The sequence below is a fragment of the Streptococcus sp. CF8_Ac1-9 genome (genome assembly GCF_024295565.1).
GTDB classification, from domain to species: domain Bacteria; phylum Bacillota; class Bacilli; order Lactobacillales; family Streptococcaceae; genus Streptococcus; species Streptococcus parasanguinis_X.
The window spans coordinates 300,396-319,128 of sequence record NZ_JANCOY010000002.1 but is presented as its reverse complement, the minus strand read 5'-3'; the positions used below and the strand labels follow the sequence as shown (position 1 = coordinate 319,128).

Genomic DNA, 18,733 nt, shown 5'->3' with positions numbered 1-18,733 from the left:
TAGGACTTTTTTGTCGCCACAGATTCTTCTTTTTATATTTCTTTTCCGCCGAATTGCCCCATCTCCATTAGAGTCTCTCTCCAGACTTCCTGGACGTTAGAAGCGAGGTAGGAAGAGGCCAAGTCATAAGAAGCCTGATGAAATGGAGCGAGGTCCCTTTCAAAGAGCTGGACCAGCTTGTCCGCCAACTCTTTCACCAACTCTTCTTCTGGCACTGTCTCGCTATAAGGTACCAAAAAGCCATTTTCACCCTCTTTTATAAAAGTCGGATTGCCATAACGAGCATCAAAGCCCAGCAAGGCCAAACCTGCTCCAGCCGCCTCCATCAAGGTCAAACCAAAGGTCTCCCACTGAGAAGTGGTGAGGTAGGCTTGGTAGCAAGGATAGATCTGCTGAAGATCCGCATGACCGCGTAGGTGAATATAATCTTGTGCTGCAAGCTCCTGAATCAGGTGGCGCAAGTTGTCCGCTTCTCCACCCTTCCCATAAATATCAAACTGAAGGGCTGGGAGTTTTTCATGAGCTTGGGCCACTACTCGAATAGCCAAATCGATGCGTTTTCTTGGATCCAAACGGGAAGCTGTGAGCACACTAAAGGGAGGTCGATCTCCTTGTGATTCTGTCAATTCTTCTAGATGCCCAACCGGAATGCTATAGATTGGAATTCCTTGGCATCCTTGTTTAGCAAGTGTCTGCTCCAAGACTTCTTTTTGAAGATCCGTTGCCGTGATGAAATAATCGAAGCGTTTAGCATACTTGAACACATAATAATATTCATAATTGAGATGGCCATTTTCAAATTCATGCTCCGAATGAAACACCATGGCGAGCTTTGAAGAAGCAGGTTTCTCCAACAAAGGGCGAGCAAAATCCATGCGCGAAGCCCGGTCAAGCAGAATCAGATCTTCTTCTTTTAGCGACAGCTGCGACAAAAAACGTCTCATCACTTCTGTATGGTTGGTCAAAATCTCAGACCCCAGTTTATAGAGCCAGCTTCCACCTAACCTCGATTCTTCAAAAGCGATAGTCCCATCTTGATGGTGATAGATCCGTCTGACAACACTACCATACTGAAAATACTCTGTGACAAGTTTACAAGCTCCATAATACTCTCGCTTGATCCTATTTCCAGCCAAAAGATAGTCTACATAGCGGACACAGTTTGGATGATAGGGATCCAAATGAAAGCTCAAGGCGTTTCCATCCGCAAATTGGTAGCGAATGACTCTTTCCGTTTTTTCAACAACATCCAGACGAGTCAGTTGAAACTCCATTTGCAAGGCCCCTACCGACTTTTGAGGGACCGTAGTCTGTTGATCCGTAAAAGTTAAATGGGCAAAAAGCAGTTCCTCATCCCGGTGCCCCAATGAGAGGTAATAGGCCAATTTTTCTGGAGTGGGCCAAGTGGTAAAGACAAACTTCGCTGCCACTCCTAGTCTCCGGAGCATCTTTGCCCGAGAGGCTTGGGCAACATCAACCCCATTAGGTTCGAATCCCACTAATAGATTAAAGGTATAAATGGTCATGCGGTTCCTCCCTCTAATCGCTTAAACAGCTCTTCCAAAGCTTCTTTTTCAGGCAATTTCAAGATTCGTGCCTGCTCTCTTACCAATTCTTTGTGGGTCTCTGGATGCTGGAGCAAGGTATCTAGTTGCTGTTTCATTTCTTCGACTGAATCTGTAATCGTGCTCAATTTTTTATAAGCTTCATGGTGCACGGTAGTCTTCAACCCAAACAAGACTTGCCCATTTTCAAGAGCATGAAGACTACTACTCCACACTTCTTCTCCCTGGTTGCAATCCAGATAAATAGAGCAGCTGGATAACAAGTCCTCATATTTGTCCAGCGAAATCCCTGGATAGAGGCGCACATTGGAGCGAGTTGCTAAGTCTGTTAATTTTGGCCCCATAGCCGTCAAGGCTGCAATGTGAAAGGTCACTTGTGGGAATTGATGGACTAGGCTAGATAGGCCTTCGACCTCTTGAGAAGCCGTCATGACCAGAGCTTCTGGTTGAAAACTTTCCTGCTCCACATCTACCAGCCCTGACAAGACTGTGATTCCGTCTGTTTTCTCCCTCAACAGACCATCTTCTACCAACAAAATCTGACTGACTTGTTCTTTGATCTCGTCTAGATCATGCGCATTACTGGCACAATAGGCGAGTCTTTCCTTTGGTATCTCTTTCACAACATCTAGCAATGCCTTGTCCATCAAAAGAACGGCTTCATCTTCCGGCAAGACTTGTTCTAGGACAGCTCTTTGCAGCTCTTTCTTACTGGCATACAGGCGATCCCGTCCCTTAGGAGTTTGAAGTAAAAAGGTTCCTTGTGAGACAAAGTGAAGCAAGACTTCTTCTTGCTGACGGTTCAAATAGATGTCTAAATAGGGTTGACCAGCTTCCGTAAGGAGACTCCGTTTGCTTCTCCAGCCATAGCGGTTGTAGACATCAATCGATATGATCTCCTCTCCCTGACCAAACCACTCCACTCTATCAACCGTTCGGGACAAGATATCCTCTCGCAAAACCACGTTGGCACGACGTTCCTCACCATCAAAAAGATAGGTTGTGATCCCCAGTGTCCAACATTCCCATAATTCTGGAACTGCTAGATCATTGAAAAATAAAGGTTTTCCAATTTTTGATGCTGGGTCTTTTTGGGTAAAAAAGGTCGCAAGACTCTCTGTCTGTTGGTCCAAATCTGTTTCCAAATTGGTCACAAATACCCGATAGGGCTGGCCAAGTTTGTCCAAGTATTTTTGCAAACGATCCAGCTCTCTGGTCTGCTCTGATGCAATAATGAACATGCTGATCCTTTCTCATCAATAAGGGGTTAGTCCATCGTTTCAATAAAACGGAGGTTGGTCACCACGCGCTCATAGGTTTCTGACCCTTGCAAGCCTGCTTCCTCTAATTTTTCAAGGGCCCGTTTCAAGCGCGTTTTATAGATATAACGATGCCAAGTCAAATCATAGCCCAACATCCCCAGTAGAGCCAACTTCTCCTGCTTAGCTTCCATCTCATCGACGACTCGCTTTTCTGTCCAAACCTGGGACAGAGTATCTGCACGCCCCACGCGATACCAATAAATACATTTCTCCGTATGAACTACCCGATGGGCTTTTAAGAAGAGCTTGTACATCAGGAAGTTGTCTTCAACATTTTTTCCGACTGGAAAACGAAGCCCTTCAAATAAGCTACGCTTATAGAGCTTCATCATGGCACAAGCCCAGGCCATATCTCTGGTCTCCTGGATGGCATCCTGGTCCATGATCTCACGTCCCTCATAAAGGGTCTCTGAATAATCGTCGTCCGTTACCTTGATCAAGTATTTGCTACTACTGTCATCATAGAGGTTATAGTTGGCTACGGAGACATCCGCATCATACTTCTTCAGTTGACGATAGAGCACTTCTACATAATCCTCCGTCACCCAGTCATCTGGATCAATAAAGGTGATATAATCACCAGTCGCCAACTCAATCCCTGTATTACGGGCAGCAGATAAGCCCCCATTTTCTTGACGAACGTAGCGGATGCGCGCATCCTTCCTAAAAAATTCTTTACAGATCTCTTCTGACTGGTCTGGCGAACCATCATTGACCAGGATAATTTCAAGGTGAGGGTAAGTCTGATGGACAACCGTTTCCAAACATTGTCTCAAATAAGCTTCTACATTATAGATGGGAATGATGATACTCACTACTTCATTTGTTTCCATGCTTCTTCTCGTTTCTCTTTAAATAATCGTGAATCGCTGCCACCATCTCCTGCACCTGATCATCCGCAAACACTTGGTTCTCTCCATTCTCTACATGATTGGTTCCTTCAAAAGAAAAAATCGGTAAGCCCAATTGATGGATCCTTTGCGTCACCTGATCCACCTCATCGTAAGGATTGATATCCAGATAGAAATCCAATTTTTCTAGGACCTTTCGACTGGTCAAGGGATCAAAAGAGGGATAAAGAAAGAGGTTGGGGTAGCGTTCCAATTGCACCAAGTTAAAACCAAAATGGCTATGGGCAAGGACATGAATCGCTACGTCTGGCAACTCTTTTAACAAAGTCTCCAACTCGTGTATATCTGCTGTATGGGTATAAATGGCAGCATGATAAGGAAATTCTCCCACTAGGTCTTGATAGGTTTGCTTCAAAATCGGTTTTCGAAGCAAAATCTCCTCCCAAGAGAGGGCATAGTAAAACCACCATTGTTCCCGAAAACGATTGAAGCGTTTGGAGGTCCATGGTTTATTATGAGAGGTGTAGTGAATGACCGCCGGAATCCCTTGAAAGGCATCGTACCAGTCTAGATCTCCATAGAGGTATTGATCCTTATCAGAACCTACTTGTAAATTATAGGTCCAAGGTAATGGATACCACGCATTTTTGAAATACAGATTCAAAATTCCTTGATCTCCATAAACATGTTGATGATGCTTGCGAGTTAGGTCAAAAAGAGCCTCTGTCACTTGGTGATCTTGCCACCAAGTCTTATCAATCAGCAAAAGTCCCGCATTAAAGCCATCTGTCGTCGTTGGCTTATCGACCACTGCACCCAGTCCATAACCTTTTAGATCAACCTCAAATAAAGGCGATAAATCCTGTGTAAAGATCATGTCACAATCCAGATAGAGGATCCGTTCTTCCTCCACAAACTCTGGAATAGCGTAACGGAAATAGGTCGCATAGTGAATATGGTCGCTTGGAAGCGAGAAGGATTGGAATTGCTCAGAAGACATCCGACAATTGATCACTTCTGAATCCAACTGGCGCAAGCGCTGATTCATGATAGTAAACCACTCTGTTGGTAGATCTTCATTCAAGACATAAATTTTTAACTGGTCCTGATAGGCACACAGTGACTTCATAGCGGTTTCCAACTTTTCCATATAAGATAGATCCGCTGAAAACACGACAGCTTTTTTACTCATAACTCCCCCTTATTTTCTTCCATTAGAATACCATTTTCAAGAGAGGAAGACAATTTCTAGGCCCGAAAAAGAGGCCCAGACAAATGTCTATGACCTCTTTTACAATCTTTTCTTATTTAGTATCTAATACAGCTAGTGCGCTGTCTACCAAGCTTGCCCCTAAGACATGCTTGAAATGATTCAAGGCAAACTGGTGATTTTCAGGAGTGAGTGATGCCACTGCAGGTTCCACGACTTCGATCTGGTAGCCGAGATTGTAGGCATCAACCGCTGTATGGAGGACACAGATATCAGTCAAGACCCCAGTCAAAATAACGGTATCTACATGGCGTTCCCGCAGGCGGATATCTAGATCCGTTCCTGAAAAAGCAGAATAATGACGTTTGTCCATCCAAAAGACGCGTGGATCCGCTTTGTGCTCCCGATAAAAATCTGCTAAAGGGCCGTACAAATCACGTCCGCTAGTCCCAATGATATTATGAGGTGGGAAGAGCTTGCTTTCAGGATGAAATGGATCCTCTACATCATGCGCATCAATGGCAAAAAAGACATAGGCTCCTTGGTCAAAGGCCAATTGGGTCACCTGAGCAATAGTCTCAGAAATGGCTTGTGCAGGAGCACCTGCCGTAAGTTTACCATCATCTGCTACGAAATCGACAGTGTAGTCAATTGAAATCAAAGCTTTTGTCATTAGTAATCTCTTTTCTTAATTTCCTCAAAGATATCTGGAATCAACACTTTGAGATAGGTTCCCTTCATTCCAAGAGAACGGCTTTCAATAATACCAGCTGACTCCAATTTCCGGAGTGCATTGACAATCACAGAGCGGGTGATACCAATCCGATCTGCAATGATAGAAGCAGTCAACTGTCCCTCATTTCCTTTCAATTCACTAAGGATGGCAGAAACAGCACGCAATTCAGAGTAAGACAAGGTATTGACAGCCATATTCACCGCTGTCCGACGACGAATATTCTTCTCGTCTTCCTCGCGTTGGTAGTTCAACATTTGAATCCCTACCACGGTACTCGCAATCTCAACCAAGATCAAATCATCATCCGCAAACTGTTTATCATTGCGCCAAATGATCAAGGAACCCAATCGAATCCCAGAAACATGAATAGGCGCAATGGTCGTCAAGCCATCAGGAAATTCAGACTTGGTTTCGACCGGAAAGATACTCAAATCATGGTCCACATCTAAATTAGCTTCTGTATCGTAGACCAAACTAGCTGCCTTGGCATAATCTTCTGGTAATTTTTTATTTTGAAAGAAAGCTTCTACCCGGTCATTGTTGGTCTTGTAACGCATGAAATAACCAAGAAGGGTTCCCTTGCTATTAATGATACAGGCATTACAGTGGATAATATCCGCTAATTGTTGGGCAATATCATTGTAAGGCATCTCGAACTGCAACTGTTCATCAGTCCGTTTCAAGATGGATGTAATTTTACGTGTCTTTTCTAATAAGTTTGCCATAATAAACCTCACATATAGTCAGCTCAAGTATATCATATAAGTGTGGGAATTTCAATCAAATTATCTGAAAATTATTTATTTTTTCTACAATTATGCGCAATTCAGAAAAATGTCGATTCGATGACATGGATTTTATAAAATGAATCAAAAAAGACTGAAGACCTTCATCTTCAATCTTTCATCTGATTAGCGTTTGTATTGTTTCAAGAAACGAGTCATTTTTTCTTGAATTTGAGCTAACTCATCGACACGTGGAAGGTAAACGATCCGGAAGTGATCTGGATCTTTCCAGTTAAAGCCGCGGCCATGAACCAAGAGAATCTTTTCTTGCTTCAAGAATTCTAAAACAAATTGTTCATCATCATCCACGCGGTACATGTCCCGATCAATCTTAGGGAAGATATATAGACCAGCCTTTGGCTTAACAGCTGAGAGGCCTGGAATATCATTGATGGCCTTGTAGATAAAATTGCGTTGTTCGTAGATGCGACCACCTGGAAGCAAGAGTTCATCCACAGATTGGTAGCCTCCAAGAGAGGTTTGCACAACATGTTGAGACAAGACATTTGAACAAAGACGCATATTGGACAACATGTTCAAGCCTTCGATATAGCCCTTCACGTGATGCTTTGGTCCGGACAGAACCATCCAACCAACACGGAAACCGGCAATCCGGTGAGATTTTGACAAGCCATTCATACTCACACAGAAGAGATCCGGCGCTAAACTTGCGATAGCTGTGTGTTTTTCACCATCCATGACCAAGCGATCATAGATCTCGTCCGCAAAGATGATCAAGTTATTTTGACGAGCAATCTCTACAATCTCAAGCAGGATCTCATCTGGATAAAGGGCACCTGTTGGGTTATTCGGGTTGATGACAACGATAGCTTTAGTGTTTGAGGTGATTTTCGACTTGATATCTTCAATATCTGGATACCAATTTGCTTCTTCATCACAAAGATAGTGAACGGCATTCCCACCAGCTAGGCTGACGGCTGCTGTCCAAAGAGGATAGTCCGGCATGGGAACCAAGACCTCATCCCCATTGTCAAGCAGTCCTTGCATGGACATGACGATCAGCTCACTCACTCCATTCCCAAGGTAAATATCATCAATATCCACATTTGGAATTTTTTTCAACTGGCAGTACTGCATGATAGCCTTGCGGGCTGAAAAGATCCCTTTTGAGTCTGAATAACCTTCACTATCACGCGCATTCATGATCAAATCATGGATGACTTCATCTGGAGCTGTAAAGCCAAATTCAGCAGGATTCCCTGTATTCAAACGGAGAATTTTTTCTCCATTTGCGCGCATGCGCATGGCTTCTTCCAAGACTGGACCACGAATATCGTAAGCGACATGTTCGAGTTTGCTTGATTTATTATATTCCTTCATATTCTGCCTCGATTCACGAAATTATCTCTATTATACCACTAGTTGAAATAGAGTACAAACCGAGGACTTTAAAAATTCTGCAAAATTATAGCAGAAAAGAGAGACTTTACCTTTACATTCTAGCTTAAAAGAGATAAAATATAAGTGTATTAAGAATAGGATTTCCTTCTATTCTATCCATGTTTTCAAGCTATAAGGAGGTAGGATTATGTCTCAAAAATACGAAAACATTATGGTCGCTGTCGACGGTTCTCATGAAGCAGAATTAGCCTTTGAAAAAGGGGTTAACGTTTCTCTTCGCAACGGCTCTAAATTGACTATTGCCCACGTCATCGATACCCGTGCCCTTCAAAGCGTCTCAACTTTTGATGCTGAGGTCTACGAAGAATTGCAAGAAGAAGCCAACGAATTGCTCAAGGGCTACAAGGAACGTGCTGAAAAAGTCGGCGTTCAAAATGTTGTGACTGTTGTAGAAATGGGAAATCCAAAAGTCCTCTTAGCCAATGATATCCCAAGTAAGGAAGGGGTTGACCTTATTATGGTCGGAGCTACCGGACTCAATGCCTTCGAACGGTTAATGGTCGGATCCTCCTCAGAATATATCCTTCGCCACGCCAAAGTAGACTTACTAGTGGTACGTGATAAGGATAAAACCATGTAAGAAAGAAAAAGTTTGGAACAAAGGTTCCAAACTTTTTGAATGTAGACAAACTATTGTTTTACATAAAACAGCTAGATGATTTTCAAAAAATGACTTTTATTTTTTGAAGATAAAAAACTTTCCGCTGTGAGAAAAGTGCTAGAAACATTATTGTTTCTAGCACTCGGGAGTTTTGAGACCTTAGGCTCAAAACTAAGTCATGGAACTTCGTAGAAGTTCGCTGACGTCCATACTCACCTAAGGAAAGTTTTTCAGAAGACTTTATCTTCAATCTGAAAGTTTGGAACTTCTGTTCCAAACTTTTTTAGTTGTCTTTTTTTGCTTCTTTTTGTTTTGCATGTTTTTCGTAGGCCTTGAGCTGGCGATCGAGTTCTTTTTTGATGGCTGGTTCCGGGGCGTATTTTTCTTCCCAATCATCTGGCTTCAGAATTTTGTGGGTTACTGGATCAAAGTGCGCCTTTCCATCTGGGAAAATCTTGCCCATATTGGCCCGGTGAACAATCTCAAAGACCTCTTCAGGATCAACTCCCATTAGTACAAAGCTACCATAAGTCAGATAGAGGGTATCAATTAAGGCATCAACCTGCCCTACCATGGAGATCTCAGCTGGATGCTTGCTCCGAACCTTATCTGCAGCCTTATCCAAGGCTTCGTGAAGAGCTGCTACCGAGCGGTCAAATTCTTCCTCACTTGTGCTAGCTGCTCGGACAAATTCAACCAACTCCTCTTGCTTGAACATGGTTCGATAAAGGGCGTCTTGAGGCTGCCAAACAACTGGTTTCTCCTGGGTTTCCCCATCCATCACACCATGGAAGGTTTTGACCTTATTGAAGTGATCATCCTTAGAAAGAAAGAGTTCTTTCTCTGAGAGAATACCAAAGTGTTGCAGGGCCTTTTGGATGCCATCCTTGCCATTACTAGTCGTGGTATGCTTGGCAATTGCCTTGACACTGGTCGTCCCATTTCCCATCGCAATAGACAAGCCAACACCTGACAGCATCTCTAAGTCATTATCAGAATCTCCAAAAGCCATCACTTCATCGATGTCAAAGCCAAATTCCTGACCAACGATGCGGATCCCTTCTAACTTGGAAATCCCTGGGTTGAGGACATCTGCTGCAAAAGGACTAGACCGTGTGAATTTCAGATCCGGAAACTCTTTTTCAATTTTTGCAGTCTCCTCTGGACTCGATAAGATCAACACTTGGTAGATTGGTTCTTGCGCTAGTGCATAGAGGGTATCCTGATCTTGTGGGACGACCTTGCTGACCACTTTGTTAAATCCACGACTGACTGTACGGGCCATTTTGCGGGGCACAAAGCGACTGGACCAGGTTGAAATAGGACTCATCCCAAAACTCATGATCCGAGAACCGAATACCCCATCCTTGGTACCGAGAGCAATTTCCTTGCGGTGTTCTCGAGCATAGTCAATTAGTTGGTGCAGACTCTTTTTATCGATTGGACTGGTAAATAGCACGCGGTCCTTGGTCAAAATATACTGACCATTATAGGTCACGGCAAAATCAAAGCCATAGCGTTCCATAAACGGTTTGACAAAGGCCGGTCCCCGCCCTGTCGCAAGGCCTACATAGATCCCTTCTTCCTTTAAAGACTGAATAGCTTTTTCTGTTGATTTGAGGACCGCTCGACTATCATTCACCAAGGTTCCATCGATATCAAAAAAGACTGCTTTTATTTCCATGTCTACTGTTTCTTTCTTTTTATGATAAAATAAATTATATCACATATTCCAAGGAGCTTCACATGTTTAAGAAAATTTTAGCACTACATACCGGAGGGACCATTTCGATGGCGGCAGATGACTCTGGGGCAGTGATTACCAATGAAGTCAATCCCATGACCCAAGTTACTTCACCAATTGAAGGGATTGCAGTCACCTCAGAGGACTTCTTCAACCTTCCCAGCCCTCAAATGACTCCTCGTCACATGTTAGCCCTGTATCAAAAAATCAAAGAGGAAGCTCACAACTATGATGGCATCGTTATTACCCACGGAACAGATACGCTGGAAGAAACGGCTTATTTCTTGGATACCATGGAGTTACCAGAGATCGCTGTGGTCATTACAGGAGCTATGCGAAGCTCCAATGAGCTAGGAAGCGATGGCGTCTATAATTTTCTGACAGCCCTTCGAGTGGCTGCCGATCCAAAAGCACGTGATAAAGGGGTCTTAGTCGTCATGAACGATGAAATTCATGCGGCTAAGTACGTCACCAAAACCCACACCACCAATGTCAGCACCTTCCAGACACCAACCCACGGACCACTAGGTTTGGTCATGAAAAAGGAAATCCTCTTCTTTAAAACAGCCGAGCCAAGGGTGCGCTTTGATCTCGATACCATCGATGGTTTCGTTCCGATCATTGCTACCTATGCAGGGATGAAAACCGATCTGCTGGATATGCTGGATCTTTCAAAGCTCGACGGCCTCATTATCCAAGCCTTTGGAGCAGGAAACATCCCTAAAGAAACGGCACATAAACTCCAAGAATTCATGGATGCAGGCCTTCCAATCGCTTTAGTATCCCGTTGCTTCAATGGAATCGCTGAACCCGTCTACGCATATGAAGGAGGAGGCGTCCAACTCCATCAAGCAGGTGTCTTTTTCATCAAAGAATTAAATGCCCCCAAAGCGCGCATCAAACTCCTCATCGCCCTCAATGCCGGCCTAAAAGGACAAGAACTCAAAGACTATATCGAAGGGTAAAATAAGATACAAAGGGCGTAGCGGATACAGTCAAAATAGGGAATACGACGAAGAATCCAAAAGATTCTAGGAGGATTCATCTTTTTGACACAATCCGCAGCCCGTGTTCAATTAATAAGATACAAAGCCCGTAAAATACCATCTTAAAGGGAGTGGAGTGGAATCCAAAGAATTTCCTCTCTACTCCCTTTTTATATTTTAGTCTAAATGTTCTTTCTTTTCTAAGTAAAGCGAGAGCAGATGCCAATCGGGGTGTTCGCGCCAATCTGGCGTGGCTACGATCTGGCTGGCGACTTTCCGCGCTTCTTCCAGAATGGGATAATCTTCTACCAAATCAGCCACTTGAAATTCTGGAATCCCAGATTGACGGGTTCCAAAGATTTCACCTGAACCCCGCATTTTCAAATCTTCTTCCGCTAGAACAAACCCATTGGTCGTCTCTGTCATGATTTTCATGCGCTGCTTGCCACTATCTGTCTTAGGATTGGCTACTAGAATAGCATAGGATTGCTTGCTTCCCCGACCAACCCGGCCTCGAAGCTGGTGAAGTTGGCTAAGACCAAACCGATCTGCATCCATAATGACCATAACGGTCGCATTGGGCACGTTGACTCCTACTTCAATAACGGTCGTAGACACCAAAACATCGACTTGGTGCTCTTTAAAGGACTGCATGATAGCATCTTTTTCTTCACTTTTCATCTTCCCATGAAGAAGAGAAACGCGTGCTCGCTGTCCAAAGAAGGTCTCTAGCTCTTCTTTGAGGGCAAGGGCGTTTTTCAAATCTAGCGCCTCTGACTCCTCAATCAATGGAGAAATAAAGTAGGCTTGAGAACCTTTGCCAAGTTCTTTGACTAACCAGTCGAGGACCACTTCTAACTGCTCATGCTTGACCCAACGTGTGATGATTTCCTTGCGTCCCGCAGGCATCTGATCAATGATGGACACATCCATATCTCCAAAGGCTGTAATAGCCAAGGTCCGGGGAATAGGGGTAGCCGTCATCATCAGGACGTCTGGATTTTGTCCCTTTTCTCGAAGAATACGACGTTGGGAAACCCCAAAGCGATGCTGTTCATCAATAATGACCAAGCCTAGATCTTGGTAGTGAACTCCCTCTTGAATCAAGGCATGTGTCCCCACAATCAATTGGGCTTTTCCTGAGGCGATCTCTTCTAAGACTTCTCGTTTCTCAGCCGCCTTTAATCCTCCTGTTAGAAGGGCAATTGGCAAATCTGGAAAAAGATTTTGCAAGCTTTCCTTGTGTTGCTCTGCCAAAATCTCCGTTGGAACCATCAAGGCAGCTTGCTTCCCAGCGCTTAAGGCTGCATACATAGCAAGACCGGCCACGACTGTCTTCCCGCTTCCCACATCCCCTTGTAAGAGGCGGTTCATATGATAAGGAGAGGCCATATCTGTCAAGATTTCATTCAGGCTGTTTTCTTGAGCTTGCGTTAGCTCAAAAGGAAGCTGTTTTTTTCGTTCTGCTAATTTTTCTGGATTCCAGGCCAAGGAAATCCCTTGGCTGGCATCGTGATTTTCTTCTTTTAGCACTTGGAGTTGCAGCTGGAAAAAGAGGAGCTCTTCAAATTTTACCCGGCGAAGGGCTTGCTTGTACTCTGCCAGATCCTTAGGAAAATGCATAGCTTGCACTGCTTGGGAACGAGACATAAGTTGATAACGATCCCGCAAGACTTGGGGTACATTCTCTTCTAAAAGCTGGTCCAAACCCTGGTCAAACGCTATTTTGATCAATTTCACCAGGCTGTTTTGGCTGACTCCTTGCGTCACTCGATAGACCGGTTGCAAATCATCTTCCACTTGAGCCAGGAGTTTCATCCCTGTCAAACTGCCTTTGGCCTTGTCCCATTTCCCAAAAATCGCCACTGTCTGCTGAACCTCAATTTTGTCTGCCAGGTAGGGTTGGTTGAAAAAATTAACCGCAATGACTTGGTCTCCCTGTTTGATGGAAAAACGCAAGCGATTTCGTTTGTAGCCATAATATTGGACATTGGCTGGCGTTGCTACCAGCCCAGAGATGACGGCTTTTTCCCCATCTTCCAACTCTAAAACATTGCGTGTTTTGAAGTCTTCATAGCGAAAGGGGAAATACAAGAGTAGATCTTCTAAGGTTTCAATCCCTAATTTTTTAAATTTTTCCGCCGATTTTGGACCGACGCCAGGCAGTACGGATAAGGGTTGGTGTAAATTCATTGTTCCTCCTTTCTTTTATAAAAAAGCAGGTTCTTCAGGGAAATCCCACCTGCTTTTTTTATTCTTCACCTGCATAGTCACGAGGAATCCGATCACTCAAGAGACAGACTACTTCATAATTAATGGTACCACGGTAATCCGCAATCTCTGTTGCCGTAATTTCTTTCTCGCCGTCTCGGCCAATCAGGGTAACCTTGGTCCCCAGAGGTAATTCTTCTGGAAGGCGAACAGTAATCTGGTCCATCGAAACCCGGCCTACAATAGGGCAAAACTCACTCTTAATCAGCACTTGGAAATTTTGCATCTCTCGAATCCAGCCATCCGCATAGCCGATAGGAATCGTCCCGATCCATTGGGCATCTTCCGTCGTATAGGTGGCCCCGTAGCCAATATCTTGACCGGCTTCTAACTGTTTGACATGAACCAATTCGCTCACCAAACTCAAGGCTGGCTTGATTTCATAAGGCAAGGCTAGAACAGAACCACTTGGATTCAAGCCATACATGACATCTCCCAAGCGCACAGCTGTGAAAATCGTATCTGCATGCCACAAAGAGGTGGCTGAATTACTAGCATGAACAATCGGAGGAAGGGTTTCAAGAGCAGCCAATACTTCTTTGAAAAACTGGTATTGCGCTTGAAATTTTCGATCATCTGCCTCATCTGCTGTCGCAAAATGAGTAAAGATCCCTTCAATCTCAGCTCCAGCTGCTAAGAGGAGGCGTTCAGCCTCTTTGATCTCTTCGATAGTTCTGAATCCAATCCGCCCCATTCCTGAATCCACCTTAATATGGACCTTCAATCCTGAAAGATCTGCTTCTTGTCCAAGCAATTGGTCCAACCAAGCAAGACTAGCCACCGTTAAGCGGATCTCATGCTCTTTGGCTAGATTCACTGTTTCACTTGGCACAACTCCCAAAATCAAAAGAGGGTGTTGCAAGCCTTCTTCACGGATTTCGAGGGCTTCATCCATATTGGAAACACAAAAAGCATCTACCTGAGGCGCCAATTTTTTGGTCACCGCAACGACCCCATGACCATAGGCGTTGGCCTTGACGACTGCATATTTCAAGGCTTGACTCGGAATATGGTCACTGACTTGTTGCACATTAAAGGCAATGGCATCCAAATCGACTCTAGCAACAGTTGGTCTATGTTTACTTGCTTTCATTTTCTTCCTCCAAAATGACACTGGTCGACACTAGGTCTCCCTTGTGACTGATCGAAATCCATACCTTCCCAGAAAAAGGAGACTTGGAAAAATAGGGAGCTCCGTGGGCATCATTTAAAATTTCTAAATCTTGAAAACCAACTGGTCCAATCCCTGTTCCCATTGCCTTTGAAAAGGCTTCTTTGGCGGACCATCGGCCCGTTAAATATTCCATTTTCCGTTTTCCAGACAATTCCTCAAAGCGCTCTCGCTCAGCCTCGGTTAAAACTTTTTCAGCGAATCGAGTATTCTTCTGATAGGCTTTTTCAATCGCAGCGATCGATTCGATATCGATGCCATGTCCTTTGATCATCTTGTTTTATCCTTATTTATCGTTTCAGTATCGTTTTACTGACAAAAGAGAAGGGGCTAAAGAATCACTCCTTCCGCCCCTGCCTTTTACTTATTCATCGTTGCAATTTCTTTGACCAAGGCCTGTGTTTTTTCCCAACCCAGGCAAGGGTCTGTGATGGATTGACCATAAACCACTGGTTCATTTTGACGGCCATCTTCTAGATAGGATTCAATCATGAAACCACGAACTAAAGTTGCCAAATCCTTGTGCCAAGCACGGTTCATCATGGTTTCTCTCACGATGCGTACTTGCTCTTCGAATTGTTTGCCAGAATTGTCATGGTTGGTATCCACCAGGATGAAGGGATGTTGCAAGCCCATTTCGCTATAGCGTTTTGCTGCCGCTAGCAAATCTTCATAATGGTAGTTTGGAACATTCTTACCACTCGCATCCAAGCCTCCACGAAGGATCGCATGGGCTAAAGGATTTCCTGATGTTTCCACTGCTTGGGCATTGAACAAAAAGTTTTGGGGATGTTGGGCTGCATAAATCGCATTGAACATGACAGAAAGATTTCCAGAGGTTGGATTCTTCATGCCTGTCGGAGCAGAGATCCCACTAGATACAAAGCGGTGCTCCTGGTCTTCAACTGAACGAGCTCCAATGGCATGATAAGAAATTAAATCCTCAACATAAGGAAGACTTGCTGGATAAAGCAACTCATCCGCAGTTGTCAAACCAGTCTCGGTAATCACACGGTAGTGGAGATGTCGGACTGCTTTCAAACCATCCACAAAGCTTGGTGCTGCATGTGTATCTGGTTGGTGCATCAAGCCTTTATAGCCATCCCCATTGGTCCGAGGTTTAGCCGTATAGACCCGCATCACAATGAAAATTTGATATTTCACTTGCTCTTGCAAGTCTGCCAAACGACGGGCATACTCCATCACAGCTTCTTCATTATCAGAAGAGCAAGGCCCGATCACAAGAAGGATCCGTTGGTCTTCTCCTTTGATAATAGCTTCCAATTCTCGATCACGCACTTCTTTGCGCTCCAAGGCTGGACCTTCCAAGCGGTAAAGCGAAGTGATCTCTTGCTCATCAATCTTATTGCTCTTCGTAATGAATACCATACAGCCTCCTTATGCTAGCTAGACCCATCCTCTTTCTATTTCAGAGGAACTCTTAAAATTTACGTCCGTGACAGTTTTTAAATTTCTTGCCTGAACCACAAGGGCACAAATCGTTGCGTTTCACTTGTGACAAGTCAATATCTGCTGGAATATCTTGTTGTTGCGCTGCAATGTTGCGAGTCGCAGTTGTTGAAATACTGTGTTCCGTACGTGGACGTTCTTGTTCGTGAATTTGGGCTTTCATCATGAGACGAGTCACATCAAATTCAATCGATCCGATCATATCGTTAAACATACGGAAACTTTCTGATTGGTATTCTACCACTGGGTTATTTTGCGCATACCCACGGAGTCCAACCGCATTTCGCAATTGATCCAAAGCATCGATATGGTCCGTCCACTTGCTGTCCACCACGCGAAGGATCAAGACTTTTTGGAATTCTTGCACAGACTCTTCGTCACGCAATTTCGCTACTTGGCTAGCATAGATTTCTTCTGCACGTGCATACAAGTAATCGATGACTTCCTTGTCAGATTTTCCTTCAATATCGCTTGCAGAAATCGTATCTTCCGGAACCAAATTGTATTTGGCAAAGTTCAGAATCGCTTCAACGCGTTCTTCCTTACTTGAGTGGCTGGCTCCTTCAACAATCCGTTTGATGGTCCGTTTGATCATGGCCTTGATTTCAGGCGCCAAATCACGGTTAGCTGTGATGACATCATAGCGTTCAGCGTAGATAATTTCCCGTTGTTCCCGCATCACGTCATCGTATTGAAGGACTTGTTTACGGGTATCGTAGTTGTTTCCTTCAACCCGTTTTTGAGCACCCTCTACCTGACGGGTGAACATGTTTGAACGGATCACTGATTCTTCTTCGCTCAACTTGAAGCGATCAAGCACTGCTTTGATCCGTTCAGAACCGAAACGACGCATCAATTCATCTTCAAGAGACAAGTAGAATTGAGATTCACCTGGATCCCCTTGACGTCCTGAACGTCCACGAAGCTGGTTATCGATCCGACGGCTTTCGTGACGTTCTGTCCCGATGACACAAAGTCCACCGAGTTCGCGAACCCCTTCACCAAGCTTGATATCGGTACCACGCCCGGCCATGTTGGTCGCAATGGTAACAGCACCACGTTGACCAGCGTTCATGATGATTTGCGCTTCTTTGTAGTGGTTTTTCGCATTTAAAACTTCGTGAGGGACACCTGCTTGAACCAACAATTGAGAAAGGTAATCACTGGTTTCAACCGCAACGGTACCAACTAGAACTGGTTGTCCTTTTTCATGACGAGACTTGACATCTTCCACAACAGCCTTGAATTTTGATTTCAAGCTTGGGTAGAGAAGGTCTGGATGGTCAATACGGGCAATCGGACGGTTGGTTGGAATTGGAATCACGCGAATGTTATAAATTTCACGGAATTCTTCTTCTTCAGTTTTCCCTGTCCCTGTCATCCCTGACAACTTCTTGTACATACGGAAGAGGTTTTGGTAAGTAATCGATGCAGATGTTTTGGTTTCTTCTTGAACTGGAACACCTTCTTTGGCTTCGATCGCTTGGTGAAGGCCATCCGAATAACGACGTCCTTCCATGGTCCGACCAGTAAATTGGTCGACGATCAAGATTTCTTGATCTTCGCTGACCACATAGTCGATATCCAAGATCATGATGTAGTTTGCACGAAGGGCATTGTCGATAAAGTGAGTCAAAGCTACGTTTTCAATATCGTACAAGTTTTCAAGATTAAAGTAGCTTTCTGCCTTATCGATTCCTGAATCAGACAAACCGATGGTTTTAGATGGGACATCGATAATGTAATCGTCCTCTGTCAAGGTCTTCACATAAGCATCCGCCATGTGGTAGAGCTGGCTCGTATCAGAAGCTGTCTGACCAGAAACGATCAATGGAGTACGCGCTTCGTCAATCAAGATGGAGTCTACCTCATCGACCAAGGCATAGTTCAATGGACGTTGAACCATGTTTTCTGCACGCACAACCATGTTGTCACGCAAGTAGTCAAAACCAATCTCTGAGTTGGTTGAGTAAGTGATATCACAGAGGTAAGCTTCTTTTTTCTCAGCTGGAGATTTCGCTGCAAGGTTGATCCCTACTGAAAGGCCAAGCCATGAGTAAAGTTCTCCCATCTCTGTTGCATCCCGCTCGGTCAAGTATTCATTGACGGTAACAACGTGTACCCCTTTGCCAGACAAGGCATTCAAGTATACCGGCATGGTGGCTGTCAGGGTTTTTCCTTCCCCTGTACGCATCTCTGGAACGTCACCATGGTGAAGGACGATTCCCCCCATGACCTGAACCTTGTATGGGAACAAACCAAGAACCCGTTTTGCAGCTTCACGAACAACTGCAAAAGCCTCGTACAAGAGATCATCCAAAGACTCACCATCTTGGTAGCGTTGCTTAAACTCAACTGTTTTCGCTTTTAATTCGTCATCCGTCAAAGCTGCCATTTGGTCTTCATAAGAAAAGACCTTATCAGCCATTTTTTCAAGGCGTTTGATTTCGCCTCGATCATTTTCAATAATTGTTTTTAATAAATTTGCCATTTTTTTCCTTACTTTGAATTTTTCAAAATCTAAAATGTTCTTTTTATTCTAGCATTTTTTAAACATTTTTTCAAGATCAAGGCTGTATCTTACAAGACTTTCGAGTGG

At 44.1% G+C, this 18,733-nt stretch carries 15 protein-coding genes; 2 read left to right on the top strand and 13 right to left on the bottom strand.

Annotated features, from left to right (window positions below; all coding sequences use genetic code 11):
• Positions 1 to 32: 32 nt before the first annotated feature.
• The 7 genes from NML76_RS04910 to NML76_RS04880 form a co-directional block, all read right to left on the bottom strand.
• Positions 33 to 1,526, bottom strand: a complete 1,494-nt coding sequence (locus NML76_RS04910) for a glycosyltransferase (RefSeq protein WP_254732853.1) — start codon at positions 1,524 to 1,526, stop codon at positions 33 to 35.
• Positions 1,523 to 2,806, bottom strand: a complete 1,284-nt coding sequence (locus NML76_RS04905; RefSeq protein ID WP_254732851.1) for an accessory Sec system glycosyltransferase GtfB — start codon at positions 2,804 to 2,806, stop codon at positions 1,523 to 1,525. The genes NML76_RS04910 and NML76_RS04905 overlap by 4 nt, the downstream gene beginning before the upstream one ends.
• Positions 2,807 to 2,832: 26 nt before the next feature.
• On the bottom strand, positions 2,833 to 3,720 hold the full coding sequence (locus NML76_RS04900) for a glycosyltransferase family 2 protein (RefSeq protein WP_201036764.1): 888 nt from the start codon (positions 3,718 to 3,720) through the stop codon (positions 2,833 to 2,835).
• The gene (locus NML76_RS04895) at positions 3,707 to 4,930 is read right to left on the bottom strand and encodes a glycosyltransferase family 8 protein (RefSeq protein WP_254732849.1); all 1,224 of its coding nucleotides are present in this window, start codon (positions 4,928 to 4,930) and stop codon (positions 3,707 to 3,709) included. The genes NML76_RS04900 and NML76_RS04895 overlap by 14 nt, the downstream gene beginning before the upstream one ends.
• A 112-nt stretch (positions 4,931 to 5,042) precedes the next feature.
• Entirely contained in the window at positions 5,043 to 5,621 is a 579-nt protein-coding gene (locus NML76_RS04890) for a cysteine hydrolase family protein (protein ID WP_049490805.1), read from the bottom strand.
• Positions 5,621 to 6,409 (bottom strand): GTP-sensing pleiotropic transcriptional regulator CodY, encoded by a 789-nt coding sequence (gene codY / locus NML76_RS04885; protein ID WP_024054997.1) that lies wholly within the window; start codon positions 6,407 to 6,409, stop codon positions 5,621 to 5,623. Before codY ends, NML76_RS04890 begins: the two co-directional genes overlap by 1 nt.
• Positions 6,410 to 6,595: 186 nt before the next feature.
• Positions 6,596 to 7,810 (bottom strand): pyridoxal phosphate-dependent aminotransferase, encoded by a 1,215-nt coding sequence (locus NML76_RS04880; protein WP_021153766.1) that lies wholly within the window; start codon positions 7,808 to 7,810, stop codon positions 6,596 to 6,598.
• A gap of 208 nt (positions 7,811 to 8,018) precedes the next feature.
• On the opposite strand from NML76_RS04880, the gene NML76_RS04875 reads away from it, so the two are divergent.
• Positions 8,019 to 8,471 (top strand): universal stress protein, encoded by a 453-nt coding sequence (locus NML76_RS04875; RefSeq protein ID WP_003008541.1) that lies wholly within the window; start codon positions 8,019 to 8,021, stop codon positions 8,469 to 8,471.
• A gap of 304 nt (positions 8,472 to 8,775) precedes the next feature.
• On the opposite strand, the gene NML76_RS04870 is transcribed toward NML76_RS04875, so the two are convergent.
• Positions 8,776 to 10,176, bottom strand: coding sequence for a Cof-type HAD-IIB family hydrolase (locus NML76_RS04870; protein WP_049473128.1), 1,401 nt, complete (start codon positions 10,174 to 10,176; stop codon positions 8,776 to 8,778).
• Between the two features lie 62 nt (positions 10,177 to 10,238).
• Between NML76_RS04870 and NML76_RS04865 the strand changes: the two genes are divergently transcribed.
• Entirely contained in the window at positions 10,239 to 11,201 is a 963-nt protein-coding gene (locus NML76_RS04865; RefSeq protein ID WP_049473127.1) for an asparaginase, read from the top strand.
• A gap of 198 nt (positions 11,202 to 11,399) precedes the next feature.
• Here the strand turns inward: NML76_RS04865 and recG are convergent, their stop codons facing one another.
• The 5 genes from recG to secA all read right to left on the bottom strand — a co-directional run bounded on the left by recG (position 11,400) and on the right by secA (position 18,625).
• Positions 11,400 to 13,415 (bottom strand): ATP-dependent DNA helicase RecG, encoded by a 2,016-nt coding sequence (gene recG, locus NML76_RS04860; protein ID WP_254732847.1) that lies wholly within the window; start codon positions 13,413 to 13,415, stop codon positions 11,400 to 11,402.
• 58 nt (positions 13,416 to 13,473) lie between these two features.
• Positions 13,474 to 14,586 (bottom strand): alanine racemase, encoded by a 1,113-nt coding sequence (alr, locus tag NML76_RS04855; RefSeq protein WP_118396579.1) that lies wholly within the window; start codon positions 14,584 to 14,586, stop codon positions 13,474 to 13,476.
• Positions 14,573 to 14,938, bottom strand: a complete 366-nt coding sequence (acpS, locus tag NML76_RS04850) for a holo-ACP synthase (RefSeq protein WP_003005615.1) — start codon at positions 14,936 to 14,938, stop codon at positions 14,573 to 14,575. Before acpS ends, alr begins: the two co-directional genes overlap by 14 nt.
• An 86-nt stretch (positions 14,939 to 15,024) precedes the next feature.
• Entirely contained in the window at positions 15,025 to 16,053 is a 1,029-nt protein-coding gene (locus tag NML76_RS04845; protein ID WP_118095502.1) for a 3-deoxy-7-phosphoheptulonate synthase, read from the bottom strand.
• Positions 16,054 to 16,105: 52 nt separating this feature from the next.
• Positions 16,106 to 18,625 carry a preprotein translocase subunit SecA gene (gene secA, locus NML76_RS04840; protein WP_021153773.1) on the bottom strand — a complete coding sequence of 840 codons (2,520 nt, stop codon included), beginning with the start codon at positions 18,623 to 18,625 and terminating at the stop codon, positions 16,106 to 16,108.
• Positions 18,626 to 18,733 lie beyond the last annotated feature (108 nt).

Coding starts and splice junctions, on each gene's coding strand:
- NML76_RS04845 (WP_118095502.1), bottom strand. CDS start 16,053: ATGGTATTCATTACGAAGAGCAATAAGATTGATGAGCAAGAGATCACT.
- NML76_RS04890 (WP_049490805.1), bottom strand. CDS start 5,621: ATGACAAAAGCTTTGATTTCAATTGACTACACTGTCGATTTCGTAGCA.
- acpS (WP_003005615.1), bottom strand. CDS start 14,938: ATGATCAAAGGACATGGCATCGATATCGAATCGATCGCTGCGATTGAA.
- codY (WP_024054997.1), bottom strand. CDS start 6,409: ATGGCAAACTTATTAGAAAAGACACGTAAAATTACATCCATCTTGAAA.
- NML76_RS04865 (WP_049473127.1), top strand. CDS start 10,239: ATGTTTAAGAAAATTTTAGCACTACATACCGGAGGGACCATTTCGATG.
- NML76_RS04870 (WP_049473128.1), bottom strand. CDS start 10,176: ATGGAAATAAAAGCAGTCTTTTTTGATATCGATGGAACCTTGGTGAAT.
- recG (WP_254732847.1), bottom strand. CDS start 13,415: ATGAATTTACACCAACCCTTATCCGTACTGCCTGGCGTCGGTCCAAAA.
- NML76_RS04900 (WP_201036764.1), bottom strand. CDS start 3,720: ATGGAAACAAATGAAGTAGTGAGTATCATCATTCCCATCTATAATGTA.
- NML76_RS04880 (WP_021153766.1), bottom strand. CDS start 7,810: ATGAAGGAATATAATAAATCAAGCAAACTCGAACATGTCGCTTACGAT.
- alr (WP_118396579.1), bottom strand. CDS start 14,586: ATGAAAGCAAGTAAACATAGACCAACTGTTGCTAGAGTCGATTTGGAT.
- NML76_RS04895 (WP_254732849.1), bottom strand. CDS start 4,930: ATGAGTAAAAAAGCTGTCGTGTTTTCAGCGGATCTATCTTATATGGAA.
- secA (WP_021153773.1), bottom strand. CDS start 18,625: ATGGCAAATTTATTAAAAACAATTATTGAAAATGATCGAGGCGAAATC.
- NML76_RS04875 (WP_003008541.1), top strand. CDS start 8,019: ATGTCTCAAAAATACGAAAACATTATGGTCGCTGTCGACGGTTCTCAT.
- NML76_RS04910 (WP_254732853.1), bottom strand. CDS start 1,526: ATGACCATTTATACCTTTAATCTATTAGTGGGATTCGAACCTAATGGG.
- NML76_RS04905 (WP_254732851.1), bottom strand. CDS start 2,806: ATGTTCATTATTGCATCAGAGCAGACCAGAGAGCTGGATCGTTTGCAA.